This is a genomic window from Acidovorax sp. ST3, from assembly GCF_003231145.1.
Classification (GTDB): Bacteria; Pseudomonadota; Gammaproteobacteria; order Burkholderiales; family Burkholderiaceae_C; genus Acidovorax.
Genome location: NZ_QKVP01000007.1, coordinates 23,089 through 39,315 on the forward strand (window position 1 = coordinate 23,089; position 16,227 = coordinate 39,315).

Below are 16,227 nucleotides of genomic sequence, written 5' to 3' on the forward strand. Positions count from 1 at the left end.
CACCATGGCCCGCATCGTCTTTGACCTTCCCCCGTACTTCGGCTTTGCCACCGAGCTGCAGATCTACATCAGCCACGTGAACCAGGGCGGGCATCTGGACAACGCGCAGCTGCTCACCCTGGTGTCCGAAGCACGCGTGCGTTTCTTCCAGTCGCTGGGCTACCCCGAGGCCGATGTGGGCGGCCTGTCCATCGTGGTCGGCGACATCGTGGCGCAGTACAAGTCCGAAGGTTTCCACGGCGAGACCATGCGGGTGGAGATGGCGCCGGCAGACTTCAATCGCTACGGCTTTGATCTCGTCTTCTGCATGACCGAAAAGGCCTCGGGCCGTGAAGTGGCGCGCGGCAAGATCGGCATCGTCTTCATCGGCAAGGCCAGCCGCAAGGTCGCCCCCATCCCGGACTCCATCCGCCAGCTGCTGCTGGCCCGCGCGGGGGAGCCTGGTTCCCCCGCAGTGCCCGAGCGCGTATCCTCCCCATCGACATGAACCAACTCCAACTTTTTCTCCCCTGCGCCGCAGGCGTCGAGGGCTTTCTGGCCGACGAGGTGCATGCCATCACCGGCCTCACGGGGCAAGACCTGCTGGTGGGCCGGGGCGGCGTGCTCTTGCGCGCCTCGTGGCGCCAGGCCATGCAGCTCAACCTGCACAGCCGCCTTGCCCAGCGAGTGCTGGTGCAATTGGCCCACCGCCCATACCGGTCTGAAAACGACCTCTACAACATGGCCAGCGATGTGGCCTGGGAGATCTGGTTCACCACGCGCCAGACCTTCAAGGTCGAAGTGACGGCCCAGCACAGCCCGCTGCAGAGCCTGAACTTCGCGGGCCTCAAGGTGAAAGACGCCGTGGCCGACCGCTTCCGCCACAAGAGCGGCGTGCGCCCCGATGTGAACACCCAGTGGCCCGACGTGCGCATCCACCTGCACCTGACCACCGACGAAGCCACGCTCTACATCGACACCTCGGGCGAGCCACTGTTCAAGCGCGGCTGGCGCGAGGACAAGGGCGATGCCCCCCTTAAGGAAACCCTCGCCGCCGCCATGATCGCCGCCAGTGGCTGGGACCCGCACGGCGACAACCCCCAGCCCCTGTACGACCCCTGCTGCGGCAGCGGCACCATCGTGGTCGAGGCCGCGCAGATCGCCTGCCGCATCCCGGCGGGCATGCTGCGTCGCTTTGCGTTTGAAAAGCTGCTGCCCTTCCAGGCGCACGTTTGGTCTGCTATCAAAAACGAAGCTGAAGGCGCAATATGTACTAGCGCTGTACCCATATTTGGCAGTGATGTGGCCTTCCGCATGGTTGATTTTGCGCAGCGCAACGCCGAGCGCGCAGGTGTGGCCCAGGTCGTGCAGCTGCGCGGTGGCGACGCCCTGCAGCGCATGCCGCCCTGCGACCAGCCCGGCGTGATGCTGCTGAACCCGCCCTACGGCGAGCGCATTGCCGCAGCCGGTACCGCAGGCCGCAACGCCAGCGAGCGCGCGGCCGACCGCGCCCAGGGCCTGGCTGTGGGCCGCGAAGAGGCGCAGACCGAAGACGGCGGCGAGTTCTTCAGCCAGCTGGCCACGCACTGGAAGAAGAACTACAGCGGCTGGACGGCCTGGATGCTCACCCCCGACCTCAAACTGCCCGGCAAGATGCGCCTGAAGGAATCGCGACGCGTGCCCATGTGGAACGGCCCCATCGAATGCCGCATGTTCCGCTTTGACATGATCAAGGGCGCCGTGCGCGACCGGGCTGCCAAGCCTGCCCCCGACGGCGGCCCGCGCCATGAAGGTTGAACTGCGCCTGCCCGCCGAGGCGCCAGCGAACGAGCCCGCGCGCCCCGTGGTGGTGGACACCAACGTCGCGCTCGACCTGCTGATCTTCAGCGACCCGCGCACCGCCCCCCTGCGCGCGCTGCTGGCCCAAGGGCGCCTGGCCTGGATTGCCACGCAGGTCATGCGCGACGAGCTGGAGCGTGTGCTCACCTACCCGCACATCGTTGAGCGCATGAACTTCTACCGCGTGGGTGCCGCGCAGGTGCTGACGGCGTTTGATGCGCAGGCGCGCCTGGTGGAGATCGCTCCCAAGGTGGCCTATGTGTGCAAGGACGCGGACGACCAGAAGTTCATCGACTTGGCGGCGGCGCACCGGGCGATCTTGCTGAGCAAGGACAAGGCGGTGATTTGCATGCGAAAGCGGCTGGAGAACCTGGGGGCGGATGTGGCGACGGAAGTCGTACTGGGTGTTGATGTGGTATGCGCATAAAATCTGCGCATATGCTCTGCTGGAGACACCGCCATGCTTCGCTTTGACAACGCCCCCAAGAAGTCCACCAACCTGTCGCTCAACAGCAAGGTGCTGGAAGCCGCACGCGATATGGGCATGAACATTTCCCAAACCGTGGACGAACTGCTCGCTGCCGAAGTCCAGCGCCGGTACTGGGAGCGCTGGAACGCCGCCAACCAAGAGGCCATTGCAGCCTACAACGCGCGCATCGAGAGCGAAGGCCTGCCGTTGGCCCAGTACAGGAGCTTCTGAGCGATGGCGCGGTTTGACGTTTATCGGCACCCCGACGCCAAACAGCGTGTCGCCACCCCCTTCTTGCTGGATGTTCAGAACGAGTACATCAGCGGTTTACAGACACGCGTGGTGCTGCCGTTGCGCAGCGCCGAGCGTGTGGCGATTCCGCTCCGTGACCTCAATCCCGCGCTGGAGGTGGAAGGCGTTGCGGTCATTCTGGACGCGGCAGCCATCGGTGCTGTGCCCCTGTCCATGTTGAAGAGCCCCGTCGGTAATCTCCGCGCTCAGGCCGATCTGATCGTCAGCGCTCTGGACGCACTGTTTGGCGCCTATTGACGCTCAGTCGTTCAATCAGGCCAGCAAGTCATACGCGGCTCGCACCCGCTGCAAATCCCGCCCCAGCTTGCGATTCGTGGGCAGATGTCGCATCCACCCCATCCGCCGCACGCTGGTCGCCAGCACCTCCCGCATCTCCGCGCTCCCCTGCGCCACCCATGCCGCCCAGCGCGCGCGCCCCTCGGTCAGCGTGCCGCTGGTGTGCAGGTAGATCGCGGTGGAGTGCGCGTAACACAGCGCATCGCGCACGTGGCATACCGCCAGGGGTAGCACGGCGGCGGGGTCGTCTTCAAAGTCGATGCAGGCCACCTCGCCATCAGGGCAGCGCACCAGGTTGCGCGCAAAGGCCTGGCTCAGACAGGTGCCTCGGCGGTGCACATGGGCCAAGGTATCCAGCCCCTGCTGCCACAGGGCCAGCACGGTGGCGGTGTCGCCCGCTTGCACCGCGTGGTCGATCTCGTTGCCCAGCGAATGGATTTCTTCACCCGTGTGGCCCAGGTGGCGCATGGCGAAGCCATGGGTGGATGCGGCCAGCACCACGGGCACGCGGATGCCGCGCGCGGCCAGGTCGCGCAGGCGCTGCACTTCGGTGGCAATGGCCGCGGGGCCGCCGGGGTTGGGCACGGGGCGCAGGGCGTCCAGCCGCAGCAGGGCGGCCAGCACGGCCATGGCGCGGTAGCGGCCTGTGCCGTGGGGAGCGCCCGCGCGTTTGATCCAGATCTGTTCGTTGCCCAGTACATGGGCCATCACGTTGTGCGGCTGGGTGGCGAGTTGCTGCTGCAAAAAGGCGGCGTAGTCGGGGGCGGCGTTGGTGCTGTCCATCGTCAAAGTCATACGGGGGCATCCCCAGCCACTGCGGCGGCGGTGCCGACGGCGGCGGCCTGCGCCAGCTCGACATGGTGGGGCACAGAGGGCTCCAGCGCAGGCTCGCTGGCCTGGAAGCTGTGGGCATTGGCCAGCGGCCAGTACAGGCGGAATACGTTGTGCTGCGCATCCAGCGGGCCCAGCAGCGCGCCCGGTTGCATGCGGGTGATGAGGTTGGACAGCAGGCGCACCTCGGTGTCGCTGATGCGGCGCACGATGTGGTGGGCCGTGATGTCCTTGGGGTGGCGCAGCCCGGCGGCCTGCACCAGCTCTTGCAGTGCGTGCAGCGTGCTGCGGTGGAACTGCGCCACGCGCGTGGCCTTGTCGGGCACCACCAGCGCCTGTTGGCGCAGCGGGTCTTGGGTGGTCACGCCGGTGGGGCAGTGGCCGGTGTGGCAGCTCTGCGCCTGGATGCAGCCCAGCGCCATCATGAAGCCGCGCCCCGCGTTGCACCAGTCGGCCCCCAGCGCCATCATGCGCGCGATGTCGAAGGCACTGATCACCTTGCCCGCGCAGCCAATGCGCACGCGGTCGCGCAGGTTCACGCCCACCAGGGTGTTGTGCACCAGCAGCAGGCCTTCTTGCAGCGGCGCACCCACATGGTCGCTGAACTCCACCGGCGCCGCACCTGTGCCGCCTTCAGCGCCATCGACCACGATGAAGTCTGGCGTGATACCCGTGACCAGCATGGCCTTAACGATGGCAAACCACTCCCATGGGTGGCCCAGGCAGAACTTGAAGCCCGTGGGTTTGCCGCCCGACAGGGTGCGCAGCCGGGCGATGAACTGCATCATCTCCACTGGTGTGCGAAACGCGCTGTGGCTGGCGGGCGAGATGCAGGCCTCGCCCTCTTTCACACCGCGTGCGGCCGCGATCTCGGCTGTGACCTTGGCGCCGGGCAGCACGCCGCCGTGGCCGGGCTTGGCGCCCTGGCTGAGCTTCAGCTCGATCATCTTGACCTGCGGGTCGGTGGCATTGGCCGCAAAACGCTCTTCGCTGAAGGTGCCGTCGGGGTTGCGGCAGCCAAAGTAGCCCGAGCCGATCTCCCAGATCAGGTCGCCGCCATGCACCCGGTGGTGCTGGCTGATGCTGCCCTCGCCGGTGTCGTGCGCAAAGCCGCCTTTTTTGGCGCCCTGGTTGAGCGCCAGGATGGCATTGGCGGACAGCGCGCCAAAGCTCATGGCCGAGATGTTGAACACGCTCGCGTGGTAGGGCTGGGTGCAGGGCGACACCGACTGCGAGGGCGCATCGGGGCTGCCGCCGATCCACACGCGGAAGTCGTGCGACGGCAGCTGCGTGGGCGCGAGCGAGTGGTTCACCCATTCGTAGCCCTGCGCCCCCACGTCCAGGTGCGTGCCAAAGGGGCGGTTGTCCGGGTCGCCCTTGGCGCGCTGGTAGACCAGCGAGCGCTGGGCGCGCGAAAAGGGCGCGGCCTCGCTGTCGCTTTCGATGAAATACTGGCGCACCTCGGGCCGCACATATTCGAGCATGAAGCGGATGTGGCCGATGACCGGGTAGTTGCGCAGGATGGCGTGGCGCGTCTGCTGCAGGTCGTACACGCCCAGGGCCACCAGCGCTGCAAACACCAGCACCACGGGCAGGCCCACGCCAAACGCCACCAGCGCAAACAGCGACAGCAGCAGCCCGAACACGCACAGCGCAAAGGCCGTGTAGCGCACCGGGTACAGGGAGTTCAGTTGGTGGATCATGGGGGTCCTGGTTCTGGGCGGTGGCGCGGGAGGGCTACACTGACCGCCTTTTTATCGGGTTGCCATGTTGCGCGCGGCTCTTTTTTCACGCCCTGGCCTTGCCTGGGCCGCCTTGCATCTGCCGCTGACGAGCGCCACAGCACAAGGCCAGCGCATCATAAAAGTAAAACATCGCTTTACTGCCCCCGCTTTCTCGCTTGACGACCGGAGCCTCCCATGACCGAACCCACATCGCCCACTCCCGCTCACGACGACCTCGACGCCTCCGCTGCGCCCGCTGCCGCACTGGGCCCCGACGAGCTGGAGGAGATGGACAACATCCTCGACGACCTGCGCGCGCGCGGCGAGGAAATCCCGCAGTGGGAGTTCTGCGACGGCTTCATGACCGCGCTGATCTGCAGCCGCCGCCCCATCGGCCCGGCCGAATACCTGCCCATGCTGCTGGGCGACGGCGCCGAGCTGGATGTGGCCGAGGGCGAGCCGCTGCCCCTGCTGCCCGCGTTTGCCGACGCTGCCCAGCAAGCCCGCTTCATGGACCTGTGGATGCGCCGCTGGAACGAGATCGTGGCCCAGCTCGACACCGACGTGAAGACGCTGGACGACGACCGCACCTTCCAGCCCGAAGCCATGGACATGCGCGGCGCGGTGGCCAGCCTCACCGACGAACAGCGCGCCGAGATGGGTGACGACCAGGAGATCCCGTCCTTCGGCCAGGTCTGGGCGCTGGGCTTCATGTTTGCGGTGGAAAACTGGCCCGAAGACTGGGCCGCCCCGCGCGACAAGGAAGCTGCCAAATGGCTGGACGATGCGCTGGAGCGCATCGTCGCCCTGACCGAAGACGACACCGGCAAGCCCGAGGTCTGCATGTACGACGAAGACGGCCCGCCCAGCACCAGCCAGGCGCGCGTGGAAGCCTTCGGCGAAGCCATCTGGGCCGTGTACGACCTGCGTCAGCTGTGGAAGAGCATGGGCCCGCGCGTGGAGACGGTGCGCAAGGCGCCCGAGCCGGGGCGCAACGACCCTTGCCACTGTGGCAGCGGCAAGAAGTACAAGAAGTGCCACGGAGGTTGAGTACAACCCCCTGAGGCCCTGCGGGCCTTCCCCCTTCTCTCGAATCGCTATGCGATTCGGGAAGGGGGACGCCACCAGCGCGGCGGGGCGGCCCTTGCGCGGTGGCCGCTGGTAGGGCTGCGCGCACTGAAAAGATCGGAATCGGTTCGAGCGCTTGGCCTCCAGCGCCGGTCATATCGTTTGCATTCGAATGCTATTACATTTGTAGCTATTGACGCTTGATGGATAGGCGTCAGAACTTTTTTTGATCTGAAAAACATCGCAGCGCGCCTTTGGGCGCGCTTTGCTTTTTGCAGGGCACACCGCATGAACTCTTCCACCTTGACTCGCCTGCGCGCCGAATGGGCGCCCAGCATCCCGCGCGAACTGCTGGCTGGCGCGGTGGCCACGTTTGCGCTCATCCCCGAGGTCATCGCTTTCTCCTTCGTGGCGGGCGTGGACCCTTCGGTGGGGCTCTTTGCCTCGTTTGTCATCAGCTTGGTGATTGCTTTCACCGGCGGGCGGCCGGCCATGGTGTCTGCTGCGGCGGGCTCGGTGGCGCTGGTGGCCGCGCCGCTGGTGCAGTCGCATGGGCTGGGCTACCTGCTGGCAGCCGGGTTGCTGGCCGGTGTGGTGCAGGTGGCGTTTGGGCTGATGAAGCTGGGCGTGCTGATGCGCTTTGTGTCCAGCTCGGTACGCACCGGGTTTGTGAATGCACTGGCCATCCTGATCTTTGCCGCGCAGCTGCCGCATCTGCACGGGGCCAGTACAGCCACCTGGGGTGCGTTGGCGTTGGGGCTGGCGCTTATCTACGGACTGCCGTGGCTGGGCCAGCGGTTGGCGTGGCCTGCGCTGTCCGTGATCCCGTCACCGCTGATCTGCGTGGTGGTGCTCACCGTGCTGGCGTCTGCACTGGGCCTGAAGTTACCCACTGTGGGAAACCTGGGCCAGTTGCCCGATGCGCTGCCCGTGTTTGCGCTGCCGCAGGTGCCCGTGTCGCTGGACACACTGCGCATCATCCTGCTGCCCGCGCTGGCGATTGCCATGGTGGGCCTGCTCGAATCGGTGCTGACCGCCGCCGTGGTCGATGAGCTGACCGACACCCCCAGCGACAAGAACCGTGAATGCGCGGGCCTCGGCGTGGCCAACATCGCGGCCAGCTGCTTTGGCGGCATTGCGGGCTGCGGAATGATCGGCCAGGCCGTGGGCAACGTGAAATACGGCGGGCGCGGGCGCCTGTCCACGCTGTTCGCGGGGGTGTTTCTGCTCATCCTCATGGTGGCGCTCAAGCCTTGGGTGTCGCAGGTGCCGGTGATTGCGCTGGTGGCCATCATGGTCATGGTGTCGGCCGAGACGTTCGACTGGAAGTCGCTCGGCGCCCTGGTGCGCCACCCGCGCCTGTCCAGCGCCGCCATGCTGTCCACAGTGGCCGTCACCATCGCCACCCACAACCTGGCTGCCGGCGTGGCCGTGGGCGTGGTGCTCAGCGGGGTGTTCTTTGCGTTCAAGGTGTCGCGCATGCTGGACGTGCGCATGCACGACGACGCACAGACCGGCCAACGCACCTGGCATGTGTCCGGTCAGGTGTTCTTTGCATCGGCCGACGCGTTCATCGAGGCCTTCGACGTGCTGGGCGCCGAAGGCCGCCCGGTGGTCATCGACGTGACGCACGCCCACTTCTGGGACATCACTGCCGTCGCTGCGCTCGACAAGGTGGTGGAGCGCCTGCGCCACCACGGCTGCACGGTGCAGGTGCTGGGGCTGAACGAAGCCAGTGCGGTGCTGATCGACCGCCTGGCGGGCGATGCAGCGCTGGCCCAATAGCCCGCTCGCTCCCTAGCCGCCCTGCGCCAGAAACTTCTTCAGATTACCCGCCGCTGTACTGCGCACCTTACGCTTGAGCGATGGCGACCAGCCCAGCAGCAGCCCGGGTGCACCCAGTGCCTGCCGCGCCCAGCGCCAGAAGTTGAAGCGGTCGCGGTGCGTGGCAATCAGCCCCTCGGGCGTGAAGGTGAAGGTGCCGTCGATGATGTTGTGCACCTTGTGCCCCGTGGCGCTGAAGAGGTAGTGCGCCTCCCAGTGGGCCTTGCCGCCCTGCGCATCGGCGTCGATGCCGCTGAACTCCAGCTTCCAGTGCTCGGCGGCGCCGGGCTTTTTCGTCGCAGTGCACAGCATGCGCCACATGCCGGCCACCTGCTCGCGGCCTTTCAGGGAAAAGGCTTCGTCGTCAAACGTGGCGTCGGGGGCATAGCAGGCTGCCATGGTGGCGTGGTCCAGTTGCGCAAACGCGGTGTAGAAGCGCTGCAGGGTCTGGGCGTTGGGGTGCATGGGTTCTCCTCCTCAAGGGCGCCCATGCTACACCGGGGCCGTTGCGCTGCCTGCCCCCTGCGGGACCGGCACGGCGATGTGCGTTCAGCCGGTGCGCAACCCTCCGATGCGCCGCCGCTTGGTGTCGTCCAATGCGTCCAGCACCTGGATGCCGTGCGCATACCCCTGCTGCACGATCTGCTCGAACCGGTTCCACTGCAGCATGCCCACGCGGTCCATGGGGGGGTTGAAGTACAGGTCTGTGAGCTGCTGCGACTGGCGCTGGCGCGACATGCTGTACAGGATGGTGACCTGCATGAGGTAGCTGGCCAGCGAGGGCAGCTTGTAGCGACGCTGCGCGCGCGGCCGCAGCTTGTCGCGCAACAGGGCCCAGCTGCTGGGGATGTCGTCCAGCTCGATGCGACGCGGTTTGCGGAAGTTCAGGTCCACACCAATCACGGTGCCTACGCCGCGCATGCTGCTGCGCATAACGTCCACGGGAAAGTTGTTGAACGTACCGCCGTCGCACAGCAGGTCGCCCTCGTGCACCACGGGCGGCAGTGCGCCGGGGATGGAGATGCTGGCCAGCAGTGATTTCACCAGGCTGCCCCGGCGCACCACCTGTTCGCTGGCGCGCGAGTAGTTGGTGGCCACGCAGTAGTAGTTCTTCCACAGGTCCTCGACCTGCGCCGGAAAGCCCACCAGCTGGCCCACTGCGTCGTGCAGGATGTGACGCAGGCGGCGGCCCTTGATGAGCGACATCAGCGGCAGCAGGCTCCAGTCGCCCGTGGGGTTGGTGCGGAACGCCTCGCGGGCGTTGTCCATCACCGTGGTCAGGGGCTGGTCGGACGCCACATACGCGGCCATCACCGACCCGATGCTGGTGCCGCCCACGCAGTCGATCTCCACGCCTTCTTCCTGCAGCGCGCGGTAGATGCCCAGGTGCGCAAACCCGCGCGCGCCGCCACCGGCCAGCACCAGGCCCACAGCCGTGCGGCTCTGGATGCGGGCCAGGCGCGCCATGTCGCGGTCGAGGGCAGGGCGCACATGCACGTGGTCGGCCACGGGGCGGCGGTCCAGCCATTGCTGGGTGCCGCGCGGGCACTGCGTGCCTTCCGGGTGCAGCAGCACCAGGATCTCGGCGGCCTCGGCCAGGGGCGCGCGGCGCAGCAGGCAGTTTTCTTCAATGGGGTGGATGGCGGGCTCGGCCTGTGCGTCGGCCAGCAGCAGCAACTCGTCGCAGTGGCGGCTCACGCGGCGCGTCCAGGGCGTGGGCTCCGGGTCTGCCAGCAGCAGCACGAAGTCATTGCGCGCCTCGATCTCGTCGAGCAGCATGGCGATGCGCCGGTTGGCCGTGGCGTCGGCACCTTCACGCTGGGCAATGCCGGGTTCGTGCAATTCGGCATCCACGGTGGTCGAGTCCACCACCCGCACGCGGCCCACCGTGCCGAGGTGGCGCGCCAGGCGCTGGCCAAAGGCCTGCAGGTCCACGCCGCTGCTCACGGGCAGCAGGCCCATGGCCACAGGGCGCTCCTGCGCGGCCGTGTGGGCGGCGGTGCCTGACTGCAGGCGCTGGATGATCTGGCGTGTGAGGGCAATCGACACCTGGGCGCTGCTGGCCAGCAGGGTCTTGAACACGTCCTTGGTCAGGCGCACCAGCACCGAGTCGCGCACTGCGACCACGGTGGCGGCGCGGGGGGCGTCGGTGAACAGGCTGATCTCACCAATCACCTGGCCCCGGCCCATGTCGGCGACGCGGCGCTGCGTGCCACTGTGGCCGTCGTCACTGCGCACATAGGCGCGCAGGCGGCCGCTGACGGTGAGGTACATCGATTCGCCGGGCTCGCCCTGGGTCATCAGCGTGCTGCCGCCGGGCACCTCCACCCATTCCAGCTGGGCGCGCAGCAGCTCCAGCGCCTCGGGCTCGATGCCTGGCAGAAAGTTGCGCAGGTGCTCGGTGAGCAGTTGGTTCTGGGTCGCGGTAAAGGGAGGCATGGTCACGCAATGGGCAAGGCACAGTGAAGGCGCTGCGAAAGGTGATGGCTGGCCAGCCACCGGTGCTGGCCAAGTGTTCCGCAGCGTGCGAAGCGGCGGATTCTAGGAACGCGAAGGCCCCTGTGCGCACTGCACGGAGCATGGCGCCTGCGCAGCGCGTGAACAAATGCACGGCAGGCCCTTTCGATTGCCCCTTCGGGCCGAATGGGACCGGGCCGTCAGCGCATGAAGCTGCGAAGTGCCTCGGCGGTTTCGCCGGGCAATTGTTCAGGAATGAAGTGCCCCGCCGGCACGGCCTGGCCCGTGACCACGCCTGCACACTGCGCCTGCCACAGCGCCAGCGGATCAAACAGCCGGTGCACCACACCGTGCGCGCCCCAGATCACCAGGGTATCGCACGCAATCTTCTCGCCGCGCGCGCGGCTGTCACTGTCATGGTCCAGGTCGATGCCTGCGCTGGCGCGGTAGTCCTCGCAGGCGGTGTGGCTGGCCTCGGGTGTGCAAAAGCAGCGCTCGTAGTCGGCCAGGGCCTGGGGCTCGATGTGGGCCAGGCCTGCGCTGCCCCAGCCGCCCAGCTTGGCGTGCAGGTAGGCGCGCGCGTTGCCGCCGATCATGGTCTCGGGCAGCGGCGCGGGCTGGATCAGGTGGAACCAGTGGTAGTAGGCGCGCGCAAACTCCATGTCGGTGCGCGCGTACATGTCGAGCGTGGGCGCGATGTCGATCACGCACAGCTTCCTGACGCGCGCGGCGTGGTCCAGCGCCAGCCTGTGGGCCACCCGGCCGCCCCGGTCGTGGCCGCACAGGTAGAACCGGTCGTGGCCCAGCGTGGTCATCACCTCGGCCATGTCTTGCGCCAGGGCGCGTTTGCTGTAGTTGCTGTGGTCGGGCAAGCCGGGCGCGTGGGATGAGTCGCCATAACCGCGCAGGTCCGGCAGTACCAGGCAGTAGTCACGCGCCAGTTGCTGCGCCACACGGTGCCACAGCGCATGCGTTTGCGGAAAGCCGTGCAGCAACAGCAGCGGCGGAGCGCCCACGGTACCGCCGGTGCGCACAAAGATCTCCGCGCCGGAGGTGGTGATGCGCTGGGTGGCAAAGCCGTCAAACCAGGAGGGTGTCGTTGTCATGGCCGTATGGTGTGGCAAGGGGCGGGGGAAGCCCTGTCTTGTGGACGACAGCGGCTACCCATGCCGGGGCATGGTGCCCCGGTAGGGTCAGGCAGGCAGCAGGCTCAGCAGCCGCTTCAGGGCGTACCGCAGCGTGGCGGTGCGGACGGCGGCGCGGTCCCCGGCGAAGTGCTGCATTTCGCTGTGGGTTTCGCCGCCCACGCACCAGGCAAACCACACGGTGCCCACCGGCTTGGCCTCGGTGCCGCCTGTGGGGCCCGCGACGCCCGTCACGGCCAGGCTGACCTGCGCGCGCGAGTGGGCAAGGGCGCCGTCGGCCATGGCACGCGCTACGGGTTCGCTCACGGCACCGTGCTGATCGATCAGGCCGGGGGGCACGCCCAGCATCTCGGCCTTGGCTTCGTTGGAGTAGGTCACAAAGCCGCGCTCAAACCACTGGCTGGAGCCCGACAGGTCGGTGCAGGCGGCGGCGATCATGCCGCCGGTGCAGCTTTCGGCTGTGGCCAGTAGGTGGCGGCGGGCCAGCAAACGCAGCGATATTTGCGTCAAATTGGCCTCAAGCGCTTGTATTTCTTGCGCTAGCAGCTCACTTTTTGATAGTGACGTGGGTGCCATCAGAACCTCCACAGTGCAATGACCAGCAAGGTACAGAAGGCTGCCACAAAGTCGTCCCACAAGATACCCCAGCCCCCGCGCCAGCCAAAGCCCTTGAACAGGCTGTCAGCCCAGCCCACCGGGCCGGGTTTGGCGGCGTCAAAAAAGCGGAACAGCCCAAACGCCACCACCTGCCCCCACAGCCCTATGGGCATGGCCAGCCACAGCACCAGCCAGAAGGCCACCACCTCGTCCCACACGATGCTGCCGGGGTCGGCCACGCGCATGTGGCGTGCTGTGGTGGTGCAGGCCCACCAACCCACCACGGTGCTGATCGCGATCAGCAGGCCCATTTGCCGCGGGTTCAGCCACTGCTGCAGCACCAGGTATGCCAGCCAGGCCCACAGCGTGCCCACGGTGCCCGGTGCCTTGGGGGCCAGGCCGGCACCAAAGCCCAGCGCCATGAAGTGGGCCGGGTGGGACAGCATGAAGCGCACGCTGGGGCGCAGGGGGGCAAGGCTGGGCTGGGGCTCGGAAACGGTCATGGCACGGAAGAAAAGGGGTCAGGCGCTGGCGGTGTTGCCGGTAGCCCCGGCGGGCAGGCGCACCAGCAGCACGGGCACAGGGGCGGTGCGCGCGATCTGCTCGGCATCGCTACCCATCAGCACGCGGGCGAGGCCACGGCGCCCGTGGGTGCCCAGCACGATCAGGTCGGCGCCCCAGGCCTGGGCGTGTTCCACCACCAAGTCAGCCACCCGGGCGTCGAGGTTTTCGATCAGCACGGTGTCCACTGGCACGCCGCTTTGCGCCACGCGCTCCTGGGCGCGGCGCAGCCAGGCCTCGCCGGCCTGGCGCAGGCGGGGCAGCACTTCCTGGCTGTACACATCGGGCCGCTCAAAACCGCTGATGTGGGCCAACGGGTCCATCACGTTCAGCAGGCGAATGCGTCCGCCCGTGGCCTGGGCCAGGCCCGTGGCTTCGTTCACGGCGTGGTCGGCGGTGGGGCTGCCGTCAACGGCAACGAGGAGGTGTTGGTAACTCATGGCGGCGGGCTCCTGGGGGCTCGGTGGCGCCTTGGCAGGCGCTGTGACGGATTGTGACCGACCCGCTGTTGCGCGGGGCGTTCAGAGGGCCAGTCACCGTGTCTCCAAGGTCACTGGCGTTCGATCAGCTCTACGTCCTTGGGGTAACGGATGGTGTGCTCGGCACTGAACTGTGCCGTGGCCCCCGCGGCCACGGGCTGTTGCCAGGCCACGGTGCCGGGCGTGCGGTTCCATGCCGTGTCTGCTGGTTGGGGCTGGTAGCGCGATTCGACCTCGATCTTTTCATTGCGCGAGACCGGTGCGGCATGCAGCACCTGCAGCGTGATGGCTGTCTTGTGGCGGTTCTCCACGCTGTAGGCCCGGCGCGTCTTGCGCTCCACGCGCGAGCCGGTAAAACCGCTGCTGCCCGTCAGGTCCTGCACAGGCTCGGCCCGCACGGTGACCAGTTCATCGCGGCCAAACGGCAGGCTGGTGCTGCCCGCCGGGGCACCGGCGCTGGGTGCGCCGAAGTTGATGCGGCCGTTGCCCACAAAGGCGCCGTCGCGGTACAGGCCCGCTGCGCCTGCGGGCCATACACCGGGCGGCTGCGCAATCTGCGCGACCAGGTAGGCCGCTTCTTCCACGGCGGGTGCCGTGCGTGTGATCAGTGTGGCGGGGGCGCTGTGGCTGCCCAGCGCCAGCGTCAGGCGCTGGCCGCTGGAAGGCACAGTGATGCGCTGGGGCACGGCGAACTCGGTGGCAAACCCTTTGTCGAGGGCGCTCACGTCAAACGTGGGCATGGCCTCTTCGGCGGCATTGCGCGACCGGGACAGCGACGCAACGGTCGGTGCGGGCGCTGGTGCCATCGCCATGGCGGGTGCAGGCGAGCCTTGGGGCGGTGGCGCCACGTTCAGCCACCAGGGGCGCGGCAGTTGTCCTTGTGTGGCGCGCCCGGGCTGGCCCGTCGACAAGGTCAGCTGCACGTTACCCCAGTCTTCACCACTGTTTTGCGCCACCAGGGCCTGGCGCTCGATGAGCACCGTGGATTTGTTGGCATCGAGCGTGGCGCGGTAGCTGGGCTGCCAGCCAGGGCCGCGCACCTGGTAGGACAGGCGCAGTTCGGCCTCGCGCTCCGTGGCCAGGTTGATGGTGACCGACACCACCCGTGCGCGTTGGCTGGCCACGCGGTCACGCTCGGCCACCAGGGGTTTGAGGGCCAGTTCCAGCGCCTCCTGCTTGCGCTGGAGCTGGTGCGCGCGCGCAGCGCTGTCCTGCCCGGACCTGCGCAGCACCTCTGCGGTGGCGGTGATCTGTGCGGGCGTTGGAGTGGCGGCACGGGGGGCGGTGTTGGCAGACGCTGGCGCCTCCGGGCCCGTGCCGGTTTGCGCCACACTGCGCAGGTAGCCATCCACCAGCTGCAGGGCCGAAGCCTCGGCCTTCACCCCGGCGATCTGATCCTCCAGCTCGCGGATGCGGCCGTCCAGCGGGCTGGCGCAGCCTGCTGCCACATCGCGGTCCTCGGTGAGCACATTGAACTCGCCCACGCGCACGGCAGGGTCGGCGTTGATCTGAAGGCTCTGCACATCCAGCGACGCGGGCAGGCAGGCCAGCGTGAGGCTGCGTGCGCCAGCGGTCACCTTGGCCACACGCTCCACCGTGGCGCTGCCAGGGTAGACGGTGACGCGGGCGATGCGGGAGGTGTCTTGGGCTTGGGCAGGAAAGGTCGCCAGAAGAAACAGTGCCAGACTGGCCAACACGGGGCGGGTCACGGCAGGGGGGATGGGCATGAGCGGCTCCTGAGATGCGCAGAGTGCACGGATGCTAGCAGCCGCACGTACTGCTGCCATTGGGGATGGGGCCTGTCTCTTGCCTGGCTTGCTGGAGGGTGCAATGTCCCTAGGATCGCCCAACGTCCTGTAACCATTTCTGCAGGGCAATCTGCCGTGTGATGTGCCTTGGCGTTTAAAAATGCCGGCGCGGGCGTGGAGCCCGCTCACTCCTTTCTAGCCTTTGTTGGAGACACCGCGTGCAGGACACCCAGGACAAGAGTGCCTTTGATTCCGCCATTCGAGCGCTGGAGTTCGAGATTGCCAACGCTGGCACCCACCTGGCGATCGATGCCGCAGCGCGGCAGTCCTATGCGATGCAGATACAGGTCATGGCGAACGAACTGCGGGGCCAGGTGGCCAGCGGGCGCATGACATGGGCGCAAGCCGCGCAGCAGGCCCAAGAGGCGCGCAACGCGATCATGGAAGTCATCCGCGGGCGCAGCACCCCGGTAGGTCGCGCCATGGCGGAGCGACTCAAGCGGGAGGGCAAAACCCTCAATGAACTGATTGCGCGCAAGACGCAGCAACTGCATGGCGTGTCCGCCGACTTCAACCGGCTGTCGGCTACGCAGAAGAATGCGGTGTACGCGGAGATCGTCAAGTCCGCAGGCACCTCCAATCCCCGGGTGACGGCCACCATGCGCAACCTTTCGCGCGCGGGGCGCGGTCTGCTGGTGGTGTCCATCGCTATCTCGGTGTACTCCGTCGCCAATGCCGAAGACAAGGCCAGTGCTGCGCGCCGCGAACTGGCAGTGACGGGCGCAGGCATTGGCGGTGGTATTGCAGGCGGTGCGGTGGCGGGCCTGGCATGTGGCCCGGGAGCTCCAGTGTGTGTCACTGTGGGAGCTTTTGTAGGCGGCGCTTTGGCTGCGTTTGGCGTGGACTTCTTCTGGTAGT

Annotated in this window: 17 protein-coding genes; 8 read left to right on the plus strand and 9 right to left on the minus strand. The window is 67.4% G+C overall.

Going from position 1 to position 16,227, the window contains the following annotated elements; genetic code table 11:
• Positions 1-4 precede the first annotated feature (4 nt).
• Genes DNK89_RS21285 through DNK89_RS21305 form a run of 5 tightly spaced genes read left to right on the plus strand, consistent with a single transcriptional unit; the run spans position 5 to position 2,836 of the window.
• Entirely contained in the window at positions 5-487 is a 483-nt protein-coding gene (locus DNK89_RS21285; RefSeq protein ID WP_110961890.1) for a thioesterase family protein, read from the plus strand.
• Positions 484-1,776 (plus strand): class I SAM-dependent RNA methyltransferase, encoded by a 1,293-nt coding sequence (locus DNK89_RS21290; protein WP_110961737.1) that lies wholly within the window; start codon positions 484-486, stop codon positions 1,774-1,776. Before DNK89_RS21285 ends, DNK89_RS21290 begins: the two co-directional genes overlap by 4 nt.
• Positions 1,766-2,245, plus strand: a complete 480-nt coding sequence (locus tag DNK89_RS21295) for a putative toxin-antitoxin system toxin component, PIN family (RefSeq protein WP_110961738.1) — start codon at positions 1,766-1,768, stop codon at positions 2,243-2,245. Before DNK89_RS21290 ends, DNK89_RS21295 begins: the two co-directional genes overlap by 11 nt.
• A gap of 33 nt (positions 2,246-2,278) precedes the next feature.
• Positions 2,279-2,518, plus strand: coding sequence for a type II toxin-antitoxin system CcdA family antitoxin (locus DNK89_RS21300; RefSeq protein ID WP_060986243.1), 240 nt, complete (start codon positions 2,279-2,281; stop codon positions 2,516-2,518).
• Between the two features lie 3 nt (positions 2,519-2,521).
• On the plus strand, positions 2,522-2,836 hold the full coding sequence (locus tag DNK89_RS21305) for a CcdB family protein (RefSeq protein WP_110961739.1): 315 nt from the start codon (positions 2,522-2,524) through the stop codon (positions 2,834-2,836).
• Positions 2,837-2,851: 15 nt separating this feature from the next.
• Here the strand turns inward: DNK89_RS21305 and DNK89_RS21310 are convergent, their stop codons facing one another.
• Positions 2,852-3,658 carry a hypothetical protein gene (locus DNK89_RS21310; protein WP_110961740.1) on the minus strand — a complete coding sequence of 269 codons (807 nt, stop codon included), beginning with the start codon at positions 3,656-3,658 and terminating at the stop codon, positions 2,852-2,854.
• Between the two features lie 8 nt (positions 3,659-3,666).
• On the minus strand, positions 3,667-5,409 hold the full coding sequence (locus DNK89_RS21315) for an FMN-binding glutamate synthase family protein (RefSeq protein WP_110961741.1): 1,743 nt from the start codon (positions 5,407-5,409) through the stop codon (positions 3,667-3,669).
• A 216-nt stretch (positions 5,410-5,625) separates the two neighbouring features.
• Here DNK89_RS21315 and DNK89_RS21320 point away from each other — a divergent pair, with 216 nt between their 5' ends.
• Together DNK89_RS21320 and DNK89_RS21330 are read left to right on the plus strand one after the other, a co-directional pair.
• Complete coding sequence (locus tag DNK89_RS21320) at positions 5,626-6,480, plus strand: YecA family protein (RefSeq protein ID WP_110961742.1); 855 nt, start codon at positions 5,626-5,628, stop codon at positions 6,478-6,480.
• Positions 6,481-6,786: 306 nt separating this feature from the next.
• Positions 6,787-8,283 carry a SulP family inorganic anion transporter gene (locus DNK89_RS21330; RefSeq protein ID WP_110961743.1) on the plus strand — a complete coding sequence of 499 codons (1,497 nt, stop codon included), beginning with the start codon at positions 6,787-6,789 and terminating at the stop codon, positions 8,281-8,283.
• A 12-nt stretch (positions 8,284-8,295) separates the two neighbouring features.
• On the opposite strand, the gene DNK89_RS21335 is transcribed toward DNK89_RS21330, so the two are convergent.
• The 7 genes from DNK89_RS21335 to DNK89_RS21365 all read right to left on the minus strand — a co-directional run bounded on the left by DNK89_RS21335 (position 8,296) and on the right by DNK89_RS21365 (position 15,288).
• Positions 8,296-8,787: a nuclear transport factor 2 family protein gene (locus DNK89_RS21335; protein ID WP_110961744.1), complete on the minus strand. Its 492-nt coding sequence runs from the start codon at positions 8,785-8,787 to the stop codon at positions 8,296-8,298.
• 84 nt (positions 8,788-8,871) lie between these two features.
• On the minus strand, positions 8,872-10,761 hold the full coding sequence (locus DNK89_RS21340; protein WP_110961745.1) for a patatin-like phospholipase family protein: 1,890 nt from the start codon (positions 10,759-10,761) through the stop codon (positions 8,872-8,874).
• Positions 10,762-10,979: 218 nt separating this feature from the next.
• Positions 10,980-11,885 carry an alpha/beta fold hydrolase gene (locus DNK89_RS21345; RefSeq protein WP_110961746.1) on the minus strand — a complete coding sequence of 302 codons (906 nt, stop codon included), beginning with the start codon at positions 11,883-11,885 and terminating at the stop codon, positions 10,980-10,982.
• Between the two features lie 87 nt (positions 11,886-11,972).
• On the minus strand, positions 11,973-12,500 hold the full coding sequence (locus tag DNK89_RS21350) for a CinA family protein (RefSeq protein WP_110961747.1): 528 nt from the start codon (positions 12,498-12,500) through the stop codon (positions 11,973-11,975).
• A complete protein-coding gene (locus DNK89_RS21355) occupies positions 12,500-13,024 on the minus strand; it encodes a phosphatidylglycerophosphatase A (RefSeq protein WP_110961748.1) in 525 nt (174 codons plus the stop codon). The genes DNK89_RS21350 and DNK89_RS21355 overlap by 1 nt, the downstream gene beginning before the upstream one ends.
• 18 nt (positions 13,025-13,042) lie before the next feature.
• On the minus strand, positions 13,043-13,522 hold the full coding sequence (locus tag DNK89_RS21360) for a universal stress protein (protein ID WP_110961749.1): 480 nt from the start codon (positions 13,520-13,522) through the stop codon (positions 13,043-13,045).
• A gap of 110 nt (positions 13,523-13,632) precedes the next feature.
• A complete protein-coding gene (locus tag DNK89_RS21365; protein WP_110961750.1) occupies positions 13,633-15,288 on the minus strand; it encodes a DUF4139 domain-containing protein in 1,656 nt (551 codons plus the stop codon).
• Positions 15,289-15,527: 239 nt separating this feature from the next.
• Here DNK89_RS21365 and DNK89_RS21370 point away from each other — a divergent pair, with 239 nt between their 5' ends.
• Positions 15,528-16,226: a hypothetical protein gene (locus tag DNK89_RS21370; protein ID WP_110961751.1), complete on the plus strand. Its 699-nt coding sequence runs from the start codon at positions 15,528-15,530 to the stop codon at positions 16,224-16,226.
• Position 16,227: the final 1 nt, after the last annotated feature.

Bases quoted from the DNA above. Each gene is read 5' to 3' on its own strand.
- DNK89_RS21305 (WP_110961739.1), top strand. From the start codon at position 2,522: ATGGCGCGGTTTGACGTTTATCGGCACCCCGACGCCAAACAGCGTGTC.
- DNK89_RS21285 (WP_110961890.1), top strand. From the start codon at position 5: ATGGCCCGCATCGTCTTTGACCTTCCCCCGTACTTCGGCTTTGCCACC.
- DNK89_RS21315 (WP_110961741.1), bottom strand. From the start codon at position 5,409: ATGATCCACCAACTGAACTCCCTGTACCCGGTGCGCTACACGGCCTTT.
- DNK89_RS21295 (WP_110961738.1), top strand. From the start codon at position 1,766: ATGAAGGTTGAACTGCGCCTGCCCGCCGAGGCGCCAGCGAACGAGCCC.
- DNK89_RS21310 (WP_110961740.1), bottom strand. From the start codon at position 3,658: ATGGACAGCACCAACGCCGCCCCCGACTACGCCGCCTTTTTGCAGCAG.
- DNK89_RS21330 (WP_110961743.1), top strand. From the start codon at position 6,787: ATGAACTCTTCCACCTTGACTCGCCTGCGCGCCGAATGGGCGCCCAGC.
- DNK89_RS21360 (WP_110961749.1), bottom strand. From the start codon at position 13,522: ATGAGTTACCAACACCTCCTCGTTGCCGTTGACGGCAGCCCCACCGCC.
- DNK89_RS21365 (WP_110961750.1), bottom strand. From the start codon at position 15,288: ATGCCCATCCCCCCTGCCGTGACCCGCCCCGTGTTGGCCAGTCTGGCA.
- DNK89_RS21300 (WP_060986243.1), top strand. From the start codon at position 2,279: ATGCTTCGCTTTGACAACGCCCCCAAGAAGTCCACCAACCTGTCGCTC.
- DNK89_RS21345 (WP_110961746.1), bottom strand. From the start codon at position 11,885: ATGACAACGACACCCTCCTGGTTTGACGGCTTTGCCACCCAGCGCATC.
- DNK89_RS21320 (WP_110961742.1), top strand. From the start codon at position 5,626: ATGACCGAACCCACATCGCCCACTCCCGCTCACGACGACCTCGACGCC.
- DNK89_RS21350 (WP_110961747.1), bottom strand. From the start codon at position 12,500: ATGGCACCCACGTCACTATCAAAAAGTGAGCTGCTAGCGCAAGAAATA.
- DNK89_RS21355 (WP_110961748.1), bottom strand. From the start codon at position 13,024: ATGACCGTTTCCGAGCCCCAGCCCAGCCTTGCCCCCCTGCGCCCCAGC.
- DNK89_RS21340 (WP_110961745.1), bottom strand. From the start codon at position 10,761: ATGCCTCCCTTTACCGCGACCCAGAACCAACTGCTCACCGAGCACCTG.
- DNK89_RS21290 (WP_110961737.1), top strand. From the start codon at position 484: ATGAACCAACTCCAACTTTTTCTCCCCTGCGCCGCAGGCGTCGAGGGC.
- DNK89_RS21335 (WP_110961744.1), bottom strand. From the start codon at position 8,787: ATGCACCCCAACGCCCAGACCCTGCAGCGCTTCTACACCGCGTTTGCG.